Below are 19,053 nucleotides of genomic sequence, written 5' to 3'. Positions count from 1 at the left end.
CTTCGCGTCGCAGCCAATGTCCTGACCGCCACGGCACCCTTTATGCCCTTGATTTTTTTCGGGAGTTTTTCCGGACTATAGAATTTTGTTTCTGAATTGTTTCTGGCAAATCGGCTTTGCGGGCGATCATCGCCGCTGGCCAACATGTGGCCAGAATTCTATCGTGTGGGTGACGCCACAGAAGCAGACTCAGAAGGCAGCCGCCGACCGGCCGCCAGCAATGACAGGATCGCCGTGAAATCCGATGCGCACATACTGATCGTCGACGACGACAAGGGCATTCGCGACCTGCTTCAGGAATTCTTCCAGAAGCGCGGCCTGCGCACCACGGTTGCCGCCGACGGCGTCGAGATGGAAGACATACTGCGCCGCACGCAGGTAGACCTGATCGTGCTTGATGTGATGCTGCCGGGAAAGAGCGGGCTGGAGCTCTGCCGCGACCTGCGCGCCAGCTACTCGACGCCGATCATCATGCTGACGGCGGTCACCGAGACCACCGACCGCGTCGTCGGCCTGGAAATGGGCGCCGACGATTATGTGCCCAAACCCTTCGATCCGCGCGAGCTGCTGGCCCGTATCCGCGCCGTTTTGAGGCGCAATGGTGCTGCCGAGCCGAAGCGCGCCACCACCAAGCAGATCTATCATTTCGCCGGCTGGACGATGGACTGCTCGCGCCGCCGGCTGATGGCGCCGGGCGACGTCAGGGTCGAGCTGACGATGGCGGAGTTCAACCTGTTGCAGACCTTCGTTAAAAGCGCGCAGCGAGTGCTCACCCGTGACCAGCTCATCGAGCTTTCCGGCGGCGACAGCGACTATTCCTTCGATCGCAGCATCGACATCCTGGTCAGCCGCCTCAGGCGCAAGATGGAAGACGACCCCAAGACGCCGAAACTGATCCTGACCGTGCGCAGCGGAGGCTACCAGTTTCTGCCCGAGACCACCTCCGAATGAGACGTTTCCTGCCGCAAACCCTGCCGGTCTGGGTTTTGCTCATCGTCATTGCCGGCCTGCTGATCAGCCAGGTCGCTACGCTCTATATCGTCTCGCGCGATCGCGCCGTCGCCAATGACGAGGTCGATCTCTACCGGCTTAACGACCGCGCCTATTCGCTGGTGCAGCTGATGCATGACGACACGCCGGAGCAGCGCAAGCTGACGGCCTCCGGTCTGTTCAACGCCACCTATGCGCTGACCGTGTCGGACACGCCCGCGGTCACCTCGTCGATCGCCGGCGACGACGAACTGGCCGAACTCGAGGACATCCTGGTCGGGCGGCTGTCGAAATTCGGCATCACCGACGCCCGCGTCCGGCGCGATCCGGCAACCCAGGCAGCCAACGCGCCTGGCGGTGTGGCCGTGACCAAGGATGTCGGCGCGGTGGAGCGTGACCTGTTATCGCTGGCGGCCAGCTTCGCCCAGAGCGACAAGCTGACGGCATCTGTCCGCTTCGCCGACGGCCAATGGCTGAATTTCACCGAGCCCAACACGCCGGTCGGACCGATATTGAGCTTCGACAGCCTGCCGCTCTATTCGCTGATCGCGGCCCTGGTGGTGATCATGTCGATCTGGTCGCTGCGCCGGCTGACGGCGCCCTATCGGATGATGGAAACGGCGGTCAACCGGATCGGCACGGACCTGAAGAGCCCGCCGATCGCCGAGACCGGCAGCCGCGAAATCCGCGCCGCGGCCAAAGCCGTGAACGCCATGCAGGTGAGGCTGCGCGACTATGTCGAGGACCGCGAACATCTGGCCGCCGCGCTCGCCCACGATCTGCGCACGCCGCTGACCCGCATGCGGCTGCGCCTCGAACTGTTGCGCAGATCGACGGCGCGCGAGGCGCTCGCCCACGACCTCGCCGACATCGAGAGCATCGCCAGCTCCGTCATCGACTTCGCCACCTTCGAAGTCACCGAGGAGAAGAGCGAGCGGATCGATTTCTGGTCGCTGGTGGAATCGATCGCCGACAGTTTCGAGGACGTCACGTTCGACCATGACGGCGCCAGGCCGCGTGGCATGATCTGCATGGCGCGGCCGGTGGCGCTCAAGCGCTGCGTCAACAATCTGGTCCAGAATGCCGTGACCTACGGCAAGAAAGCCCATGTCAGCCTGCGGCAGTCGGACGGCACGGTCACGCTGGTTATCCGCGACGAGGGGCCGGGCATACCGCAGGCGCAGCTCGATCAGGTGTTCGGTTCCTTCGTGCGGCTGGAGCAATCGCGCAACCGCCAGACCGGCGGCCTCGGCCTCGGCCTGACCATTGCCCGCAACATTGCGCGTGCCGCCGGCGGCGATGTCAACCTGTCCAACCATCCCCGCGGCGGCCTGCTGACGGAGCTCAGCCTGCCGCTGGCGGCATAAGGCAGCAGACTGGCGTCTCGATGGGCTCCGGGGGTGGATCAACCAACCCGCCCTTGCAATAGTGCGGCCGCTCGAACAGGAGGAGATCGCCGCATGTTTTACGCCATCCTGGCCTATCACGTCGAACAGACCATCCAGTCCCTGACGCCGCAGCAGGATGCGGCGCTGATGCACGACCTGCTCGAAGTCAACGCCAGGCTGACCCGCGAAGGCAAGCTTGGGCCGGCGGCAAGACTGGGCGCGACCGCCGAGGCCGTCACGCTGCGCGGTCCGGGCGAAGGCATCGTCATCGACGGGCCGTTTGCCGAGACCAAGGAACAATTGCTGGGTCTTTATGTCCTCGACTGCGCCACGCAGGAGGCGGCGATTGCGGCTGCGCGCGACTTGCGCCGCGTGAATCCCTCGGCAGTCTACGAAATCCGGCCGATCACATTTTACCTTCCCGGCGTGACGTTTCCCGCTACGGAGGGCGATTTAAAGGAGGCCGCCAGCGGCTGAGAACTACCCCATGGCCGGTCAGGCAGAAGCGATCTCGTTGCCGAGGCGGACCGTTTCGGCGACGAGAAGGTCGAGATCCTCGCGCCGGGTCCGGTGGTTGTTGATCGCCACCCTGAGGCAATGCCGGCCTTGCACCGTGGTATCGGAAATGGCGGCGGTTCCGTCTTCCTGCAGCCTCAGCATGATCTCGGTGTTGAGCGCTTTCGCGCGCTCGCCATCGAGACCATCCGCGCGATAGCGGAAGCAGACGATGTTGATGCTGGTCGGCGCCGTCAGTTCGAGCGCTGGCTCGGCCGCGATCAGCCTTGAGAGATACTGCCCCTGCGCAATGTTCTGGTCGATCAGGCGGCCGAATTTTTCGACACCGTGTTCTCGCAACGCCATCCACACTTTGAGTGCCTTGAAGCCACGTGTCGTCTGCAGGCCATAGTCGTGCAGCCATTGGCCGGAGGCGAGGCCGCGCGGTGTCGACTCCAGATATTCCGGCGTCACCGCGAAGGTCTTGCGATGCGCCAAGGCATCGCGCACCAGCGCGCAGCCTGCCTCGAAAGGCGCATGCAGCCATTTGTGCGGATCGAGCGCGATGGAATCGGCCCATTCGATGCCGGCGACGCGATGTGCATTCTCAGGCGCGATCGCGATCAGCGCGCCGATGCAGCCGTCGACATGGAACCAGAGGTCCTCCTCATGCGCCAGCTTGGCCAGCGCCTGCAGATCGTCGATGGCGCCGGTGTTGACAGTGCCGGCGTTGCCGATGATGCAGGCCGGCTTGAACCCGGCCGCGCGATCTTCCGATATCGCGGTCCTCAAACCTTCAATGTCGATGCGCAGGCCGGCGTCGCTGGCAATGCGGCGCAGCGCCTTGTTGCCGAGACCGAGCGCTTCCATCCCCTTGCGGTGACAGGAATGGACCTGGTCCGAGCCATAGAAACGCAAAGGCTTTTCGATTGCTCCAACGCCGTGCTCGCGCACGTCGATGCCGGCCTTGGTGTTGCGCGCCACGGTGAGCCCGATGATGTTGGCCATCGAGCCGCCGCTGACCAGCGTGCCGCTGGCCGAAGCCGGCATGCCCATCATCTGCTTGCACCAGTCGACCACCTGGCCGTCCATCAGGGCGGCGGCATGGTTGCCGCCGCCGAGATTGGAGCCCTGGATTGCCGCCAGGAAATCGCCGATCGCGCCGGTAAAATTGCTCGACCCCATATACCAGGACCAGAAGCGCGGATGGATGTTGCCCATCGGATAGGGCATCACCTTGTCCACGACATCGCCATAGATGTCGGCAAGCGGGGTCGGCGATTGCGGCAGCGAGGCGGTGAAGAAATGCCTCACATCTCCAGGCATCTCCTGCCACACCGGCCGTTGCCTGACATCGCGCAGGTAAGCGACGGCATCGTCAACGATCCGATGCGACAGGCTTTGCACATCGGCCCAGTCCGAGGGGTCAAGCGTTTCCTCGGTACTGGTAGCCGAGTGTCCAGGCATCGCGTCCATGCAATTTGCTCCCGCGTCATCATGCCGGGAACTGGCAACCGGGCGTCGAGCGCGAGAGAGCAAGCTCTTCCGCATTCATCTCGGCCTCGATGCCATCGAACAGCGGTGTCGACATATAGCGTTCGCCGGTATCGGGAAGCATGCACAGGATCACCGAACCGGCCGGCGCCGTGCCGGCGATCTGGCGTGCCACGGCAAAAGCCGAACCGCCGGAAATGCCGGTGAAGATGCCTTCCTGCTGCGCCAGCGCCTTGGCCCATTTCATGCCCTCCGGCCCGGCGATCGGCATCACCTCGTCATAGAAGTTGCCAGCGATGGCCTCCTGCAGGACGTGCGGGATGAAATCCGGCGTCCAGCCCTGGATCGGGTGCGGTTCGAAAGCCGGATGGCTGGCGGCCGGCGCTCCGCCGGCGCCACGCATCTGCGGCTTGCCGCTGCCGACAAGCTGCGCATTGGCCGGTTCGGTGAGCACGATCCGGGTCTCAGGCCGCTCGCGGCGCAGCACCCGCGCCACGCCGGCGACGGTGCCGCCGGTGCCGTAGCCGGTGACGAAATAGTCGAGCCGCGAGCCGGCGAAATCGTTGACGATCTCGCGTCCCGTGGTAGCTTCATGAATGTCGGCGTTGGCCTTGGTCTCGAACTGGCGGGCCAGGAACCAGCCATTCGCTTCGGCCAGTTCCACCGCCTTCTTGTACATGCCGAAGCCTTTCTCGGCGCGCGGCGTCAGCACCACCTTGGCGCCCAGCATCCGCATCAGCTTGCGGCGCTCGACCGAGAAACTGTCGGCCATCGTCACCACCAGCTTGTAGCCCTTCTGCGCACAGACCATGGCAAGACCGATGCCGGTGTTGCCGCTGGTCGCCTCGACAATGGTCTGTCCAGGCTTGAGCGCGCCGGTGCGTTCGCCTTCCTCGATGATGTTGAGGGCCAGCCGGTCCTTCACCGACGCCGCCGGATTGAAGAACTCGGCCTTGACGTAGATGGTGGTGTGCGCCGGTCCGAGATTATTGACGCGGATGACCGGCGTGTCGCCGATGGTGTCGAGAATGCTGTCGAACAGGCGGCCGCGGCCGGCCGTGGTTCTGATTTTCTGCTGATGCAACATGGTAGACTCCTGGTTCTTGCTCACGGGCCGGTTACACACCGGCGGTTTGGGCGGCGAGATTTCGACACCTTGCCGCACTACAGGTCCTTGACGTGCGGCAGTGTGGTAAACACCACATTCGGCGCACAAATTTTGCGAGCCGGGTGCACTTTGTCGTGCTCGGTGGTAAAGCAGGGGCCGGCAGGTCAGCGTGGGAGCAGGCGTGGTATCTGGCGTGGAATCGAGCCTGGCGAGCAGCCATCAAGGTGTTGTCGTGCGCCTGTTTGGGCCGCCGACGATTGCGCGCGACGGCGTCCCGGTGGTCTTGCCGGCATCGCGCAAGCTGCGCGCGCTGCTGGCCTATCTGGCGCTGGCGCCCCATCCGGTCGGACGTGGCAAGCTCTGCGAGTTGCTGTGGGACGTTCCAAATGATCCCAGGGGTGAGCTTCGCTGGTGCCTGAGCAAGCTGCGGGCCGCGCTCGACGAACCAGGCCGCTGCAGAATCGAAACATCGGGCGATACGATCGCGCTCGATCTCGACGGCATCTCAGTCGACGTGCTGGATGTCGCGGCGGCGGCTGCCGCAGGCATCGAAACGCTCGAGCCGATGCGACTGCAGTCGCTCTCCGGCCTGTTCGTCGGCGACTTCCTCGAAGGGCTGGAGATCGACCGCTGCCCTCTCTTCAACAGCTGGCTGACCGCGCAGCGCCGCCGCTTCGGTTCCTGCCACGCGGCTATACTGGAATGCCTGGTCAAGACGCTCCCGGCCGATTCCGAAGACGTCTCCGCTCATCTCGAAAAATGGCTGGAATTGACCCCGTTCGACAGCAGCGCCCATGTCGCACTCCTGGTGAGGCTGGCGCGGCGCGGCCAGTTCGGCGCCTGCGAAGATCATCTTGCCGCTGCGGCGGAGTTGTTCCAGTCGGAAGAACTGGATTTCGGCCCGGTGCGCAATGCGTGGCTGTCCATCCGCAGCGAACGGCCCTGCGCGATTTTGCCGGCACAACCGGCAGCTCCGCCCGGGCCGAACCAGGCGTCAATCATGCTTGCCGGTTCAGAAGCCGCGACGCCGCACAAGGCTTCGCTGGCCGTGATGCCATTTGCCGAAGACGCCGCTAGCGGCGTTCGTGGCGGGCTGGCCGATGGCTTGACCCACGACATCATCACCCGCCTCGCCAAGCTCAGGGACTTCTTTGTCATCGCCCGGGGCTCGGTCTTTGCGCTGGCGGAAAAGAACATCGCGCCGGAAGATGCCGGCCGAAGGCTGAATGTCGACTATGTCGCCACCGGCACGGTGCGCAGCTTGACCGGCCGCCTGATCGTCACCGTCGAGCTCGTCGAGGTCCGCACAGCCAGGATCGTCTGGGCCGAGACCTTCGAGCGCAAGCCCGACGATCTTTTCGCCGTGCTTGACGATATCGGCAACAGCATCGTGGCCTCGGTCTCATCCGAGATCGAGACCGTCGAGCGCAACCGCGCCATGCTGAAGGCGCCCAATTCGCTCAATGCCTGGGAGGCCTACCATCGAGGACTCTGGCATATGTATCGCTTCACCCGCAGCGAAAACGAGCAAGCCAGGCATTTCTTCGGCATCGCACTGCAGCAGGATCCGACCTTTGCCCGCGCCTATGCCGGCCTGTCCTTCACCCATTGGCAGAGCGCCTTCCAGCGCTGGGGCGACCGCGACCAGGACAGCGCGCTTGCCTTTGAGGCGGCCGGCCAGAGCGTTTTGGTCGACGATCATAATCCCGCCGCGCACTGGGCGATGGGCCGGGCGCTGTGGCTGCGCGGCGAGGGTGATGCGTCCGTGCTAGAACTGCAAAGAGCCGTCGACCTCAGCCCGAACTTCGCGCTTGGCCACTATGCGCTGTCGTTCGTGCATTCGCAGTCGGGCGACCCGCAAGCGGCGATCGGGTCGTCGGATCATTCGCGCCATCTGTCGCCGTTCGACCCGATGCTGTTCGGCATGCTGGGCGCACGCGCCATGGCGCATGTCCGCCTCGGCCAGTTCGACGAGGCAGCCGATTGGGCACTGAAGGCGGCCGCCCGCCCCAACGCACATGTCATCATCCTGTCGATCGCCGCCCACTGCCTGGCGTTGGCTGGGCGGCTGGACGAGGCGAAAAACTTCGCCGCCGCCATCCGCAAGACGCTTCCGGATTACCGAGCCGACGACTTCATCGACACCTTCCGCTTCGACCGGGATGCCACAGCCCTGTTCAAGCTCGGGGCCACGCGCATCGGGCTGGCTTAGAGCATGATCCCAAAAAGTGGGTACCGGTTTTTGGAAAAGATCATGCTCCAACAAAGGGTTAGATCATGATGAGATTTCAACCAAATCTCATCATGATCTAGCGCCGCAACACCGCGCTCAGCACATCGCGTATCCCGATCGCGCCGACAAAGCGCGACTGGTCGTCGAACAGCGCCACGGGTGCCGTCTGCGAGCGGTGCATGGCCAGCATCACCGTCTTCAGCGAGGTTCCGGGGTTGGCCCAGAACACTTGCGCCGTCTCCTCCGGCTGCGCCTCGACATCGGCGCACGACACCCACACCGCCGGTTTGCCGTCGCGCTCGGCCGCCGCCACCAGCCCGTGCTCGTCGATCTTGAAACGCGTCGTCTTGCGCCGGTCGAGCCACACCCAGCCATTATCGCCGTGCTCGAGGTCGCGGCTGTCGCGCATGACGTTCCAGGCGGTCAGCACCGACAACGGATTCACATTGGCGATGAAGTCGCGGACATAGTCGTTGGCGGGCTTGAGCACGATGTCTTCCGGCGCCCCGGTCTGCACGATGCGCCCGCCTTCCATGATGGTGATGTGGGTGCCGATCTTCAGCGCCTCTTCCAGATCATGGCTGACGAAGATGATGGTCTTCTTCAGCTCCGCCTGCAGCTGCAGCAATTCGTCCTGCAGCTTGGTGCGGATCAGCGGATCGAGCGCCGAGAACGGCTCGTCCATCAGCAGGATCGGCGCCTCGGTGGCGAAGGCACGGGCCAGGCCGACGCGCTGCTGCATGCCGCCGGACAGCTCATGCGCGTATTTCTTCGACCACTGGTCGAGATTGACCAGTTTCAGCTGGCGTTGCACGCGCTCCTTGCGCTCTTGCTCCGGCACGCCGGCGAGTTCGAGGCCGAGGCCGACATTCTCCTCCACCGTACGCCAAGGCAGCAGGCCGAACTGCTGGAACACCATCGCCACCTGCTTCTGCCGCAGCCGCCGCAGCGTCGCCTGATCGCAGGTCACGACATCGACGATATTGTCGCCGTCCTTGACCAGCACCTGACCGCGCGACACCACGTTGAGCCGGTTGACCGCCCGCAGCAGCGTCGACTTGCCGGAGCCGGACAGGCCCATCAGCACCGAGATTTCGCCCTCATGCACGGTCAGGCTGGCGCCGGCGCAACCCAGCACATTGCCGGTCTTTTCAAGGATTTCGGCGCGCGTGGCGCCGCCGTCGATCAGAGCCAGCGAACCCGCCTGGTCGGAGCCGAAGACGATATCGACATTTTTGAAATCGACGGCGACGGTCATTTCTTGCCTCCAACGCCGATACGCGTCATCCGGTCGAGCACGATGGCGAGTACGACAATCGCCAGGCCCGCCTCGAGCCCGAGATCGATGCGGCGCGAGCCGAGCGCGCGGTTGATTTCAGTGCCGAGGCCGCCGGCGCCGATCAGTGCTGCAAACACCACCATCGACAGCGACAGCATGATCGATTGCGTCAGCCCGGCCATGATGGTCGGCAGCGCTGAGGGCAATTCGACCTTCCACAGCAGCTGCTGCTTGGTGGCGCCGAACGCCTCGCCGGCCTCGATGATCGACTTCGGCACCGAGACGACGCCGAGATGGGTGAGCCGGACCGCGGTCGGGATGACGAAGATGATGGTGACGATGAGGCCGGGCGCGTTGCCGAGACCGAACAGGGTCAGGACCGGGATCAGGTAGACGAAGGTCGGCAGCGTCTGCATCAGGTCGAGCACCGGCAGCATGATGCGGTAGACCTTCGGCTTGTGCGCGGCCCAGATGCCGAGCGGCACGCCGATGGCCATCGCCATGGCGGCGGCGGCCACGACCAGCACCAGCGTCTGCACCGTCTGCTTCCAGAGATTCTGGTTGATGATGAAGATCAGGCCGAGAAAGACGCCTATGGCCAGCGGCCGAGAGCGCTGCAGCAGCCAGGCGATGATGGCGATGATCAGCGCCAGCAGCACCGGCGGCACCATCAAAAGGATGCCGACCAGCCCGTCGAGCAGGAAATTGAGGCCATTCGAGAAGGCCCTGAACACGGTGTCGAAATTGTCGGTGAGGAAACCGAAGAACGCCTTTCCCCAGGCGCCGATCGGTATCTTGTGATCGACCATGAATTTCGAAATCGGATCCATATCGCCCCTCTCATGCGAGAGACCGCCTGCTTCCGGCCTCCGCTGTCGTTAGGTCATCTTCTCACAGGATATGAAAAAGGGCAGCCTTTTCTAGATTGGCTGCCCTTCCTGGTTCGGCTTTGCCGAATTCAGTCGGCTCAGCTTCCGAGCGCGGTCTTGACCGCCGCTGCCGCATCGCCGCCATCGAAGGTGGTGACGCCGGCAATCCACGGCGCAACCGCGTCAGGGTGCTTCTTCAGCCAGTCGGCTGCGACCGTGTTGGCGTCGCCGCCCTTCAGGATCGCGTCCATCATCTCGCCTTCCATGTCCAGGTTGAATTTCAGGTTGGCGATGAACTTGCCGGCATTCGGGCATTCGGTGGTGTAGCCCTTGCGCACATTGGTGTAGACGGTGGCGGCGCCGAAGCCGCTGTCGCCCATGCCGTCGAGATAGGTGAGCTTCATGGCGCCCATCACCGGATGCGGCGTCCAGCCGAGGAACGCGATCCACTCATTGTTCTTGATCGACTGCTCGGCCTGCGTCAGCATGCCGGCTTCCGAGGACTCGACCAGCTCGAAGCCTTCGAGATTGTCCTTCGGGTTCTTGATCATGTCGAGGATGATGCGGTTGCCGTCATTGCCCGCCTCGATGCCGTAAATCTTGCCGTTGAACTTGTCCTTGAACTTGCCGATGTCGGTCAGCGACTTGACGCCGGCCTCCGCGACATAGGTCGGTACGACGATGCCGTAGCCGGCGCCGGTCAGGTTGGTGCCGATCGTCTCGACCGAACCATCGGCGGTGTAGTCCTTGATGTCGTTGGTCATCGACGGCATCCAGTTGCCGAGGAAGACGTCGAGATCCTTGTTTTTCAGCGACGCCATGGTCACCGGTACCGATAGCTGGATCGTCTGCGGCTCGTAGCCGAGCGCGGTGAGCAGCACCGAAGCGACGCCGGTGGTTGCCTGGATGTCGGTCCAGCCGACATCGGAAAGGCGCACCGCCTTGCAGCTCTCCGGATCGCCGGCAAGTGCAGCGCTCGTGGACAGAAAAGTCGCCAGGCCGAGGCCGGCGACGAAGGTGTTCATACGCGACATTGGCAGTCTCCCATTGTGATTCTTTGGCGAAGCGTAGTTACGGTTTCTCTGCCCGCCTTGTTTCGTCAGCCAAACACCATTCTGGTGTGGTTTCAAGCGCTAAGACAATCACGATCAACGGCGCGGACTGGCCAAACAGCGACACGCCCGCCGCTTTTTCGATTGCAGACGGCTTTTCCCATCAAATGCAGCGGTGCCCTCTCCCCGCGCCGCGCCAACTCGGCTTAAAAGGACGGCATGGCCAAGCTCTACTTCCACTATGCGACGATGAATGCCGGCAAAACGACAATGCTGCTGCAGGCGTCCTACAATTATCGCGAACGCGGTATGACGACGATGCTGTTCGTCGCCGGCCACTACAGAAAGGGCGACACCGGGCTGATCTCGTCGCGCATCGGCCTGGAGACGGAGGCCGAGATGTTCCGCGACGGCGACGATCTCTACGCTCGCGTCGCCGAGCATCACGAACATACGACGGTGCATTGCATGTTTGTCGACGAGGCGCAATTTCTCGAGGAAGAGCAGGTCTGGCAGCTCGCCCGTATCGCCGACCGGCTGAACATCCCGGTGATGTGCTACGGCCTGCGCACCGATTTCCAGGGCAATCTGTTTTCCGGTTCGCGAGCGCTTCTGGCCATCGCAGACGATCTGCGCGAAGTGCGCACCATCTGCCGCTGCGGCCGCAAGGCGACGATGGTCGTGCGTCTCGGCGCTGACGGCAAGGTGGCCAGACAAGGCGAACAGGTGGCGATCGGCAAGGACGTCTATATCTCGCTCTGCCGCCGCCACTGGGAAGAGGAAATGGGCCGCGCCGCGCCCGACGATTTCATTGGCTTCACCAGAGGCTGAACGGCCGGGACAACATGAAAATTCTGCAGTTCACAGTTGATTGCCCGTTTCCGCCGGTCTCCGGCGGAGAGATCCGGAACGCCGCCAATGCACGCGCCCTGGCATCGATGGGCGAGGTCCTGACGGTAAGCCTGACTGGCGCCCCGGCACCCTCCACACCGCCGAACATCCGTCACCGGATCATCGAGGCAGCGCGCGGCAGGGCGCCTTGGGGCAGGCGCAGCCCGCATCCGACCGTGCATATGATGCCGGACGACGAGCTGGCCGAAGCCGACGCCATCTGGAGGGAATTCGCGCCCGATCTCGTGGTGATCGAGGAGATCGTGCTTTCGCAGCTGCTGACGCTGGCGCCGAAGCATCGCGCGCGCACCGTCCTTGACCAGCACAACATCGATTCCCGGACGGTGTCCGACCGGATCGCCGGCCTGACGCTGTGGCAGCAAATTCGAGACTGGCGCCAAAACAGGCGAAGGAAGGCAGAGGCGCGCGAAGCCGACAGGTGTGCGGCTGCCCTGGCCGACCAGGTCTGGGTTTGTTCGCGGGCCGACGAAGCGCTTCTGTCCGCTCTCGGCCCCGTCAACGACGTCAGGTTCGTCGCCAACCCCATTCCAGACGAGAGCGTGCTTTCCCTGCCGATTGCTGCCGAGCGCTTCAGTGAGCTCAGCCTGTGCTTCATCGGGCATCTCGGCTACTTCCCCAACATCGACGCCGTCAAGCAGATCGGCCGCGCGATGGCGCCGCGCCTCGCCGCCTCCGGCCGGCCCTGGTCGATCACCGTCGCCGGCAGAAACCCGCGCGATGTCGTGCGCGGTCTATGCACCAGGCATGGTCTGCGGTTGATCGAGAACCCACCGCATCTGCCGGAATTGCTTGGGCGTGCCGGCTATGCGCCGATCCCGCTGCGCTTCGGCGGCGGAACCCGCATCAAGGTGCTGGAGGCGATGGCGGCGGGCCTTGTCGTCGCCGCCACCGAAAAGGCCGTCGAAGGGCTTGGCCTGCAGGCGGGCAGGCATTTCCTGTCCAGCGACGATGCCGGCAAGTTGGCATTGAAAATCATCGATCTCGCGACACGCCCGCAAGCGGCCGCCGAGATGGCGGAGATCGGCCGCGCTTTCGTGCGCGACAATCATTCGTCGGCGGCGATTGAAAAGCAGGTCAAGCAGGCGGTCGCGGCGATCCCGCGCACGGATTGAGCCCGGCTGCTATCCACCGGCATACGGCGTTTGTTAAGGCCTGCAGCCTATTTTGCCCTCAGCCAGAGCCAGCCGGGAACCGCCATGCTTCGAGCCATTTCATCAGGCCTTGTCATTTACTTGGCCGGTATCCTCGCCGCGCTGGCCGACGGCGATGCAGCACTTGGCAAGAAAGTGTTCTACCGCTGCATGGCCTGTCACGAGGCGGCAAGCGACCGCGACAAGGTCGGCCCGCATCTCCTCGGTATCGTCGGCCGCATCGCCGGCACCGCCCAGAACTTCAACTATTCGCAGGCCATGAAGGACGCCGGCGCGGCCGGCCTGGTCTGGGACGAAGCCAACCTCAAAGCCTATCTCGGCGCTCCCAAGCTGAAAGTACCCGGCAACAGGATGGGCTTCTCCGGCCTGAGCAGCGACGAGGACATCGCCAACGTCATCGCCTATCTGAAGGCCGATCCGAAGCCTTGAACGGCGCGATGCGTAGCGTGATGGCGACGGCTTCCGCCAGCTGTCTCGCGCTTGCAACTCATTGAGCCCTCTGTCGAATTCAGCACACCCACACTGTCCGAGATCGACTTCTTCGCAGCGTCAAAGTTCAATGACAATTGAACAATACTTGGCCGGCTGGTTAATCACGCCATGACCCCGCCTTCATTGCCTTTCAAGACGACCAGGCATTTTTTTGTTTTCGGGGCGGGTCTTGTCTTGCGTCTTTCAATCCCCTGATACCCCACATATATTCGCCGCTGTTCGCAGCCAGCGACCGGAAGCCGAAGCGGGAGGCCCCTATGGCGACATTGCAGAATTTCGATGCCGAAATTGCCAAGACCAGGCAGGTCGTGCAGGACATGCGCTCCAAGATCGAGCAGTCCGGCACCGTGCTTGATACGCTGGCCACCGCCGACAAGAAGATCGGAGACGCCAATTTCGACATCGAGAATGCCCGCATCGAGGACGTGCTGAAGCAGCAGAAGGTGATGGAAGGCAACATCGCCGACCTGATCATCGGGCTGGAAGACGCCACCAACGTCTTCGGCACTGAATTCGAGAGCATGAAGAACTACACCGGCTGGGAAAGCTTCGTCGGTATCTTCTCGGCGCAACGCAAGCAGCGCATGCGCACCGACCGCGTCCGCAACATGTCGCTGGCCGGCAATCTGCAGGAGCTTCTGGTCAAGTCCGACACCATCGTCGGCATCCTGAAAGCGCAGAAAGAGGTCCTCGACCAGCGCTACAAGACCTCGGAAAACAGCCTGTCGCAGGTGATCGAGCGCCGCAAGGTCACCATGACCAACCTCGAGGCGGTGCAGAAGCGCATCGAGGAGGTCAATCCGCTGCTGCTCGACATCGAAAACAAGATCGCCGCTTCTACCAGTCAGAAGGAGCGCACGCAGCTTGAGGGCGAGCGCTCGAAACTGGCGACCGAATACAATGAAAAGCAGGCCAAGGAGCAGGAGCTTCTGGCCGAAAGCCAGACGCTGGAACGCTACACCTCGATGTTCCAGACCTTCGTCGATTCGCTCAACAATCAGATCGCAGCGCAGTCGACGCTTATCAACAAGCTGACCATCGATACCGAGCAGCGCATCGTGCTCTACAAGGCACTGGAAGATTCCTTGAAGACCGCCGCCCAGCAGGATGTCGCCCACAAGATCAACACGCTGGGCAGCCAGGTCGACAACACCGCCGAAGAGACCATGGCCGGCATTGGCGCCGCCTCGCAAAAGCACATCGGCGATCTTCTCGAAATGCACGAGAAGAACATGGTCGCCAGCTCCGACATCCAGCGCCGCAAGAAGCTCGCCGACGACGCCTTCGCCCGCCGTTTCGACGACGTGATGAAGAAGCACAATTCGGCCAACTACGTGCAGTCGTAAGGAGCGGCTGCACGCGGGCACACCGGCATGACTCCCGAAAACGAAGCGGCGGCGCGCTATTTTTCCGCCATCACGGCGGCACTCAGCGGCCTTGAAGTGTTCATGCGCGACGACCGCTCGCCGCTTTACCGGCACGGCATCGTCGCCAAGATTGTCGCCGAATACATTGCCCGGCTGGACAAATCGTTTTCCTGCTGGCGCAACCGGCTCGGCTTCATGGACACGTTCCGCATTTCGCGCGCCGACAGCGGCTATCCCGTCTTCCAGAACCTGCTCGAACTGGAAAACGACCGCCGCCAGGCCGAGGCGCGGCTGGCCAACATTCCGCTGGCCGGCGAATTGCGCGAGGAAATGGCCGACTTCATCCTGCGCCACAAGGAATTCCCCGAAGCGCTGCAGAAGTCGATGGCCGAGCGGCTCTATCTCGAGGACGTCAAGAGCGAACAGACTTTTGGCCCGTTCTCGCTGGCGCAGACGGCCAAGGTCTCGGTCAATCCAAAGACCGGGCGCCCCTATTACCTCGTGCACTGGGCGAGCTTCGACGGCAGCGCCAACCTGCCGCTGGTCTACATGGTGACGGTGGAGGATTCCTCCGAAAGCATGATCCGGCAGCTCGTTGACAGCAGCGGCAAGCTCAATGGACGGGTCGACATCCCGCTGCCGGTAGACGGTCTGCTCAACCCCGAACTCGCCCATCGTTTCGACGATTTCACCGAGAAGAATTCCGCCTACACGCTTTCGCCCGCAACGATTGCGGTCAATCTCGACAAGGATTTCGAGCCGCTGCACCCCAAGCAGCTGCGCCGCGTCGTGCTCGGCCCCTTCTATTCCGCGGGCATTACCGACAACAATTCGACGGTGGCCGAAGTGCTGGCCAAGGTGCGCAAGCCGGAAAATGCCTGGCTGCTCACCTGGACCATCCAGGAGATCTACTCCAAGGGCGAGAAGCCCGGCCGCAAGGGGCTGTTTTCGAGCGATAAGACGACGCAGGAATTCTTTATCAACACCGACGATCTCGAAGCCGCGCGCCAGGGTGTGTCGAGCTACGAGAACCACGCCCTGATCCCGCACGAAGCCTATCAAGCACTCTACGCCGCCGGCGAAGCTCAAAAGATCTTTTCCGGCTACAAGGTCCATATTCTGTCCAACGGACAGGTGATCAGCGATGTGTGAGGTGGCATTTTTGGTGGGTCTGACAATCTCCGGGGCGCGGTCAGGGGCAGAAGGCGATTGTGATCGAAACGGATAACCTTGCTTCCCGCAGTAATGAATCGCCCTACCGGGTTCTCGCTTGGTGGGATGTCGATATGCATATCGGTGCTTACAAGAAACACAAACTGACCGCCCGACCATTGCGTAACCTTGAGCGCATTCTCGGACACCGGGTTCACGTTGAAAGTCGGTGGCGTCATCGAGGATTACCGGATGGGGTGCGGAAGCTTGAAGCTTTCAATTATATCGATGTTGCAGACCCGGCGCTTGCCGCGTTTTTTGTTCTTCAACAAATTTCCGGCTTATCCGAATGGTTTTCCGGGTTCGGCTACAGACCGGTTACTTCGCGGTCTGAAGATGAAAATACAGACGGTGACACGATCTGTACTTTCTATTGGTACGAATTGGATCAATATGAAGCATACCGTCACATTCGATCCGGAGGCGTCATGCTCGTTCTGGTCGAAAAATTACCTGTCCGAACACGTAATTCATCCCGTCCGATCATTGGAATAAGACAGAGTCGGCAACCAAGATATAGCTACAATGTAAAAATCGTGATTCAGTTCTTTTGCGGCAATAGACAAAAGCTCGTCGAATATCACTGGCCAAGATTGATGAAAAGATATGCATTTGAGCCAGAAGACCGTGTTGAATTCGGACCGCCATCTAACAACGGAAAACCGAATCAGATTTGCGTTAGCGCGATGTTAGCGGACCTAACTGAGTACCAGGCTGTCGCTTATTGTCTTGCACGGACTGAGCGTTGCCGTTTCAAGCTTGGAGGGCCGGGAGAGGCCATCTTTCAAGCCGAACGCTTTCCCGATCACGAACCCTTTGACGGGATGTTTTCAATTTTGCTCACGCGAGGGCAGGCACAAGAGTGAGTCGCGAGGAGGATTGATACGATGGACACCGGCCTGACCACCATCCCGGAAGCCGCAATCGAAAAGCACCGCGCCACGGCGCAGAGCTTCATCACCCGCGTCGTGGTTCTGGAAGACCCTGCGCGCGAATCCGGCACAGCACTTGCCGGCACCAATCGCCGCTTTGTCTCGACAGTCTCGGTCGGCTCGGTGCGCCGTACCCGCGAGGTCGAGCTTACCAAGACCGTCGCCGCGATCCATCCCGACGACCAGTTGATGAGCATCCCGCAGCACACGCTGCTGTTCCGCGCCCGCCGCGGCCTGGCGATAGCGCTCGCCATCTCCGACGTCTTCGCCGAGGGCTCCGACCTCGAAAGCCTCCAGGCCAAGAACACCCGTGCGCCTCTTGAGGGCGATGAGGCGGCGACCTTCAAGAAGCTTCTGTCAGCCTCGGCTTACGTTTCAGCCTTCAGCCTCGCCTCTTACCTGTTCCAGCTGATCGACAGCGACGGCGAGGCTCCCAACGATATCCCCGAACCGGACTTCCTGTTCGACACGCCGCAGGACGCGGTGAAGTCGATCGTCGCCGGGTTGGACAAGGCGATTGCAGGCTCCAAGGACGATGGCGACCTGACGACGCGCGCGCGAGCTTTTGCACGGGTCGCCATTGATGGGCTGCTGGCCCGCAAAGGCCGCTTCGACGGCATCGGTCCGTTCGAGAACGCCCATATCCGCATCGACGCCGACGATTTCACCCTCGACGGCTTCGACGTCGCGCCCGGCAAGCGTTCGAAACCGCTGGTGATGACCTTCAAGAAGCCCGAAGAGGTCGTCGGCAACCACATCGCCAAATACCAGTCGGTTAAGCTCGCCAAGATGCTGATGGCCTATGATTTCGAGCGCGAGCTGAACCCGTTCGTCGAGCTCGGCGGCTTCCTCTTCACCTTCATCGGCGATGGCGCGCCGGGCACCGGCAAGACGACGCTGATCCAGATGATCGCCGGCCTCGTCAACAATTATTGCCAGGTTGCCGGCTATCCCTTCGCCTATGAGAATTTCGGCGTCGACCAGATCTCGTCCTACCAAGGCAAATCCGGCCAGAATTGCCGCCAGTTCATCAACAATGTCTTGAACCCACGTGTCATCGGTTTCGGCACCGTCGACGACATCGACCAGGTGGCGGCCCGCCGCTCCGACGACCGCGCCTCGGCCGGCCAACAGGAAATCACCGGCGTCTTGATGGACGCCTTTGCCGGCGCCGGCACGGTGGTGCGCGGCAATTGCTCGTTCGGCATGTTTTCCAACTATCCCGAAAATGTCGACGATGCGCTGCGCCAGCGCGCCGGGGCCCGCTGGCTGGTCGACGGCCCACAGAGCCGCGACGACTATATCGACATCTTCGTCCTGCTTGCCGGCAAGAACCACAAGATCCCACTCGGCGACCACAAGCTCTACGCCGCGCAGGAGATCCAGCGCGCGATGACCGAAGCCTATGAGGAGCACGAGAAGCCTCAGGAAGACGGGCTGATGAAGGTCTATGAGCGCTACATGAAGGAGAATGGCGCGCCGAAATCGATGGCCGACATCGGCACCTATCTGCACCTGATCAAGGATGCCGAGCCGCGCTTCACCGGCCGAGCCATCAAGAACGTCACCGACGCCATCAAGATGCGCGCCATGGACATCGAGCTGCCCGACGACTGGTTCGAGAAGCCGGAAGCCTTCATGCACAAGGGCTACGACGAGAAGAAAGCCATGATCGAGGAACTGCGTGGGCCGTTCTCGATGGACATGGTCATGCAGGAGATCAACCGCTACGCCGACTCGGAGTTCCGCTATTCCGACAAATCCGACGACGCCGCGGTGGAGAAGCTGCTGCGCGACGCACGCCTGCGCGAACGGGCGGGGCGCGAGATGGAGGAGATGAAGAAGAAGGGGCTGTGGAATGCGTGAGCTTCCTTCGCTGCCCGCGGGTGCTGAAAGGCTTGGCGCTAACGCTGACGCCCCCCTCTCCCCGTCCTTCACGGGGCGAGGGCAAGGGTGAGGGGCGGCGCATGCGTGGACCAGAGATCGCTACGACCATACTGGCAGCTATCGAACAGCGCCTCGATCGGCACATCCGGACCAATGATCTTCGATTTTTGCCGCCAAAGGCCATGGGGAGAC

General features: G+C 62.4%; 16 protein-coding genes. 11 read left to right on the top strand and 5 right to left on the bottom strand.

What is annotated here, in order from left to right; genetic code table 11:
* Nucleotides 1-234: 234 nt before the first annotated feature.
* The 3 genes from ACYG9R_RS18220 to ACYG9R_RS18210 all read left to right on the top strand — a co-directional run bounded on the left by ACYG9R_RS18220 (nt 235) and on the right by ACYG9R_RS18210 (nt 2,855).
* Nucleotides 235-951, top strand: coding sequence for a response regulator (locus ACYG9R_RS18220; protein ID WP_023670002.1), 717 nt, complete (start codon nt 235-237; stop codon nt 949-951).
* Nucleotides 948-2,357: an ATP-binding protein gene (locus ACYG9R_RS18215; RefSeq protein WP_023670001.1), complete on the top strand. Its 1,410-nt coding sequence runs from the start codon at nt 948-950 to the stop codon at nt 2,355-2,357. Before ACYG9R_RS18220 ends, ACYG9R_RS18215 begins: the two co-directional genes overlap by 4 nt.
* A 93-nt stretch (nt 2,358-2,450) precedes the next feature.
* Entirely contained in the window at nt 2,451-2,855 is a 405-nt protein-coding gene (locus ACYG9R_RS18210) for a YciI family protein (RefSeq protein ID WP_023823393.1), read from the top strand.
* Nucleotides 2,856-2,873: 18 nt separating this feature from the next.
* Here ACYG9R_RS18210 and ACYG9R_RS18205 read toward each other — a convergent pair whose 3' ends face one another.
* The gene (locus ACYG9R_RS18205) at nt 2,874-4,349 is read right to left on the bottom strand and encodes a pyridoxal phosphate-dependent decarboxylase family protein (RefSeq protein ID WP_023823392.1); all 1,476 of its coding nucleotides are present in this window, start codon (nt 4,347-4,349) and stop codon (nt 2,874-2,876) included.
* Between the two features lie 19 nt (nt 4,350-4,368).
* Nucleotides 4,369-5,454, bottom strand: a complete 1,086-nt coding sequence (locus tag ACYG9R_RS18200) for a PLP-dependent cysteine synthase family protein (RefSeq protein ID WP_023823391.1) — start codon at nt 5,452-5,454, stop codon at nt 4,369-4,371.
* 202 nt (nt 5,455-5,656) lie between these two features.
* Here ACYG9R_RS18200 and ACYG9R_RS18195 point away from each other — a divergent pair, with 202 nt between their 5' ends.
* Nucleotides 5,657-7,687, top strand: a complete 2,031-nt coding sequence (locus ACYG9R_RS18195) for a transcriptional regulator (protein WP_050590524.1) — start codon at nt 5,657-5,659, stop codon at nt 7,685-7,687.
* Nucleotides 7,688-7,784: 97 nt separating this feature from the next.
* Here the strand turns inward: ACYG9R_RS18195 and choV are convergent, their stop codons facing one another.
* From choV to ACYG9R_RS18180, 3 genes are all read right to left on the bottom strand, one after another.
* Nucleotides 7,785-8,966 carry a choline ABC transporter ATP-binding protein gene (choV, locus tag ACYG9R_RS18190; RefSeq protein ID WP_023669996.1) on the bottom strand — a complete coding sequence of 394 codons (1,182 nt, stop codon included), beginning with the start codon at nt 8,964-8,966 and terminating at the stop codon, nt 7,785-7,787.
* Nucleotides 8,963-9,817: a choline ABC transporter permease subunit gene (choW, locus tag ACYG9R_RS18185; protein ID WP_023669995.1), complete on the bottom strand. Its 855-nt coding sequence runs from the start codon at nt 9,815-9,817 to the stop codon at nt 8,963-8,965. The genes choV and choW overlap by 4 nt, the downstream gene beginning before the upstream one ends.
* A gap of 137 nt (nt 9,818-9,954) precedes the next feature.
* The gene (locus ACYG9R_RS18180) at nt 9,955-10,890 is read right to left on the bottom strand and encodes a choline ABC transporter substrate-binding protein (protein WP_023686157.1); all 936 of its coding nucleotides are present in this window, start codon (nt 10,888-10,890) and stop codon (nt 9,955-9,957) included.
* Nucleotides 10,891-11,127: 237 nt separating this feature from the next.
* Between ACYG9R_RS18180 and ACYG9R_RS18175 the strand changes: the two genes are divergently transcribed.
* The 7 genes from ACYG9R_RS18175 (at nt 11,128) to ACYG9R_RS18145 (ending at nt 18,840) form a co-directional block, all read left to right on the top strand.
* Nucleotides 11,128-11,739, top strand: a complete 612-nt coding sequence (locus ACYG9R_RS18175; protein WP_023823389.1) for a thymidine kinase — start codon at nt 11,128-11,130, stop codon at nt 11,737-11,739.
* Nucleotides 11,740-11,753: 14 nt separating this feature from the next.
* Nucleotides 11,754-12,932 carry a glycosyltransferase gene (locus ACYG9R_RS18170; RefSeq protein WP_023691608.1) on the top strand — a complete coding sequence of 393 codons (1,179 nt, stop codon included), beginning with the start codon at nt 11,754-11,756 and terminating at the stop codon, nt 12,930-12,932.
* 84 nt (nt 12,933-13,016) lie between these two features.
* Nucleotides 13,017-13,400 carry a c-type cytochrome gene (locus ACYG9R_RS18165; RefSeq protein WP_023734985.1) on the top strand — a complete coding sequence of 128 codons (384 nt, stop codon included), beginning with the start codon at nt 13,017-13,019 and terminating at the stop codon, nt 13,398-13,400.
* Between the two features lie 320 nt (nt 13,401-13,720).
* On the top strand, nt 13,721-14,809 hold the full coding sequence (locus ACYG9R_RS18160) for a hypothetical protein (protein ID WP_023733373.1): 1,089 nt from the start codon (nt 13,721-13,723) through the stop codon (nt 14,807-14,809).
* 27 nt (nt 14,810-14,836) lie between these two features.
* Nucleotides 14,837-15,982, top strand: a complete 1,146-nt coding sequence (locus ACYG9R_RS18155; RefSeq protein WP_023823388.1) for a hypothetical protein — start codon at nt 14,837-14,839, stop codon at nt 15,980-15,982.
* Between the two features lie 59 nt (nt 15,983-16,041).
* A complete protein-coding gene (locus tag ACYG9R_RS18150; protein WP_155923211.1) occupies nt 16,042-16,908 on the top strand; it encodes a hypothetical protein in 867 nt (288 codons plus the stop codon).
* A gap of 21 nt (nt 16,909-16,929) precedes the next feature.
* Nucleotides 16,930-18,840 (top strand): ATP-binding protein, encoded by a 1,911-nt coding sequence (locus tag ACYG9R_RS18145; protein WP_023823387.1) that lies wholly within the window; start codon nt 16,930-16,932, stop codon nt 18,838-18,840.
* The last annotated feature ends 213 nt before the right edge of the window (nt 18,841-19,053 follow it).

Source organism: Mesorhizobium sp. RSR565B (assembly GCF_054719465.1).
Note: the sequence above shows the minus strand (reverse complement) of the source record. Positions and strands in the feature narration are given on the sequence as shown.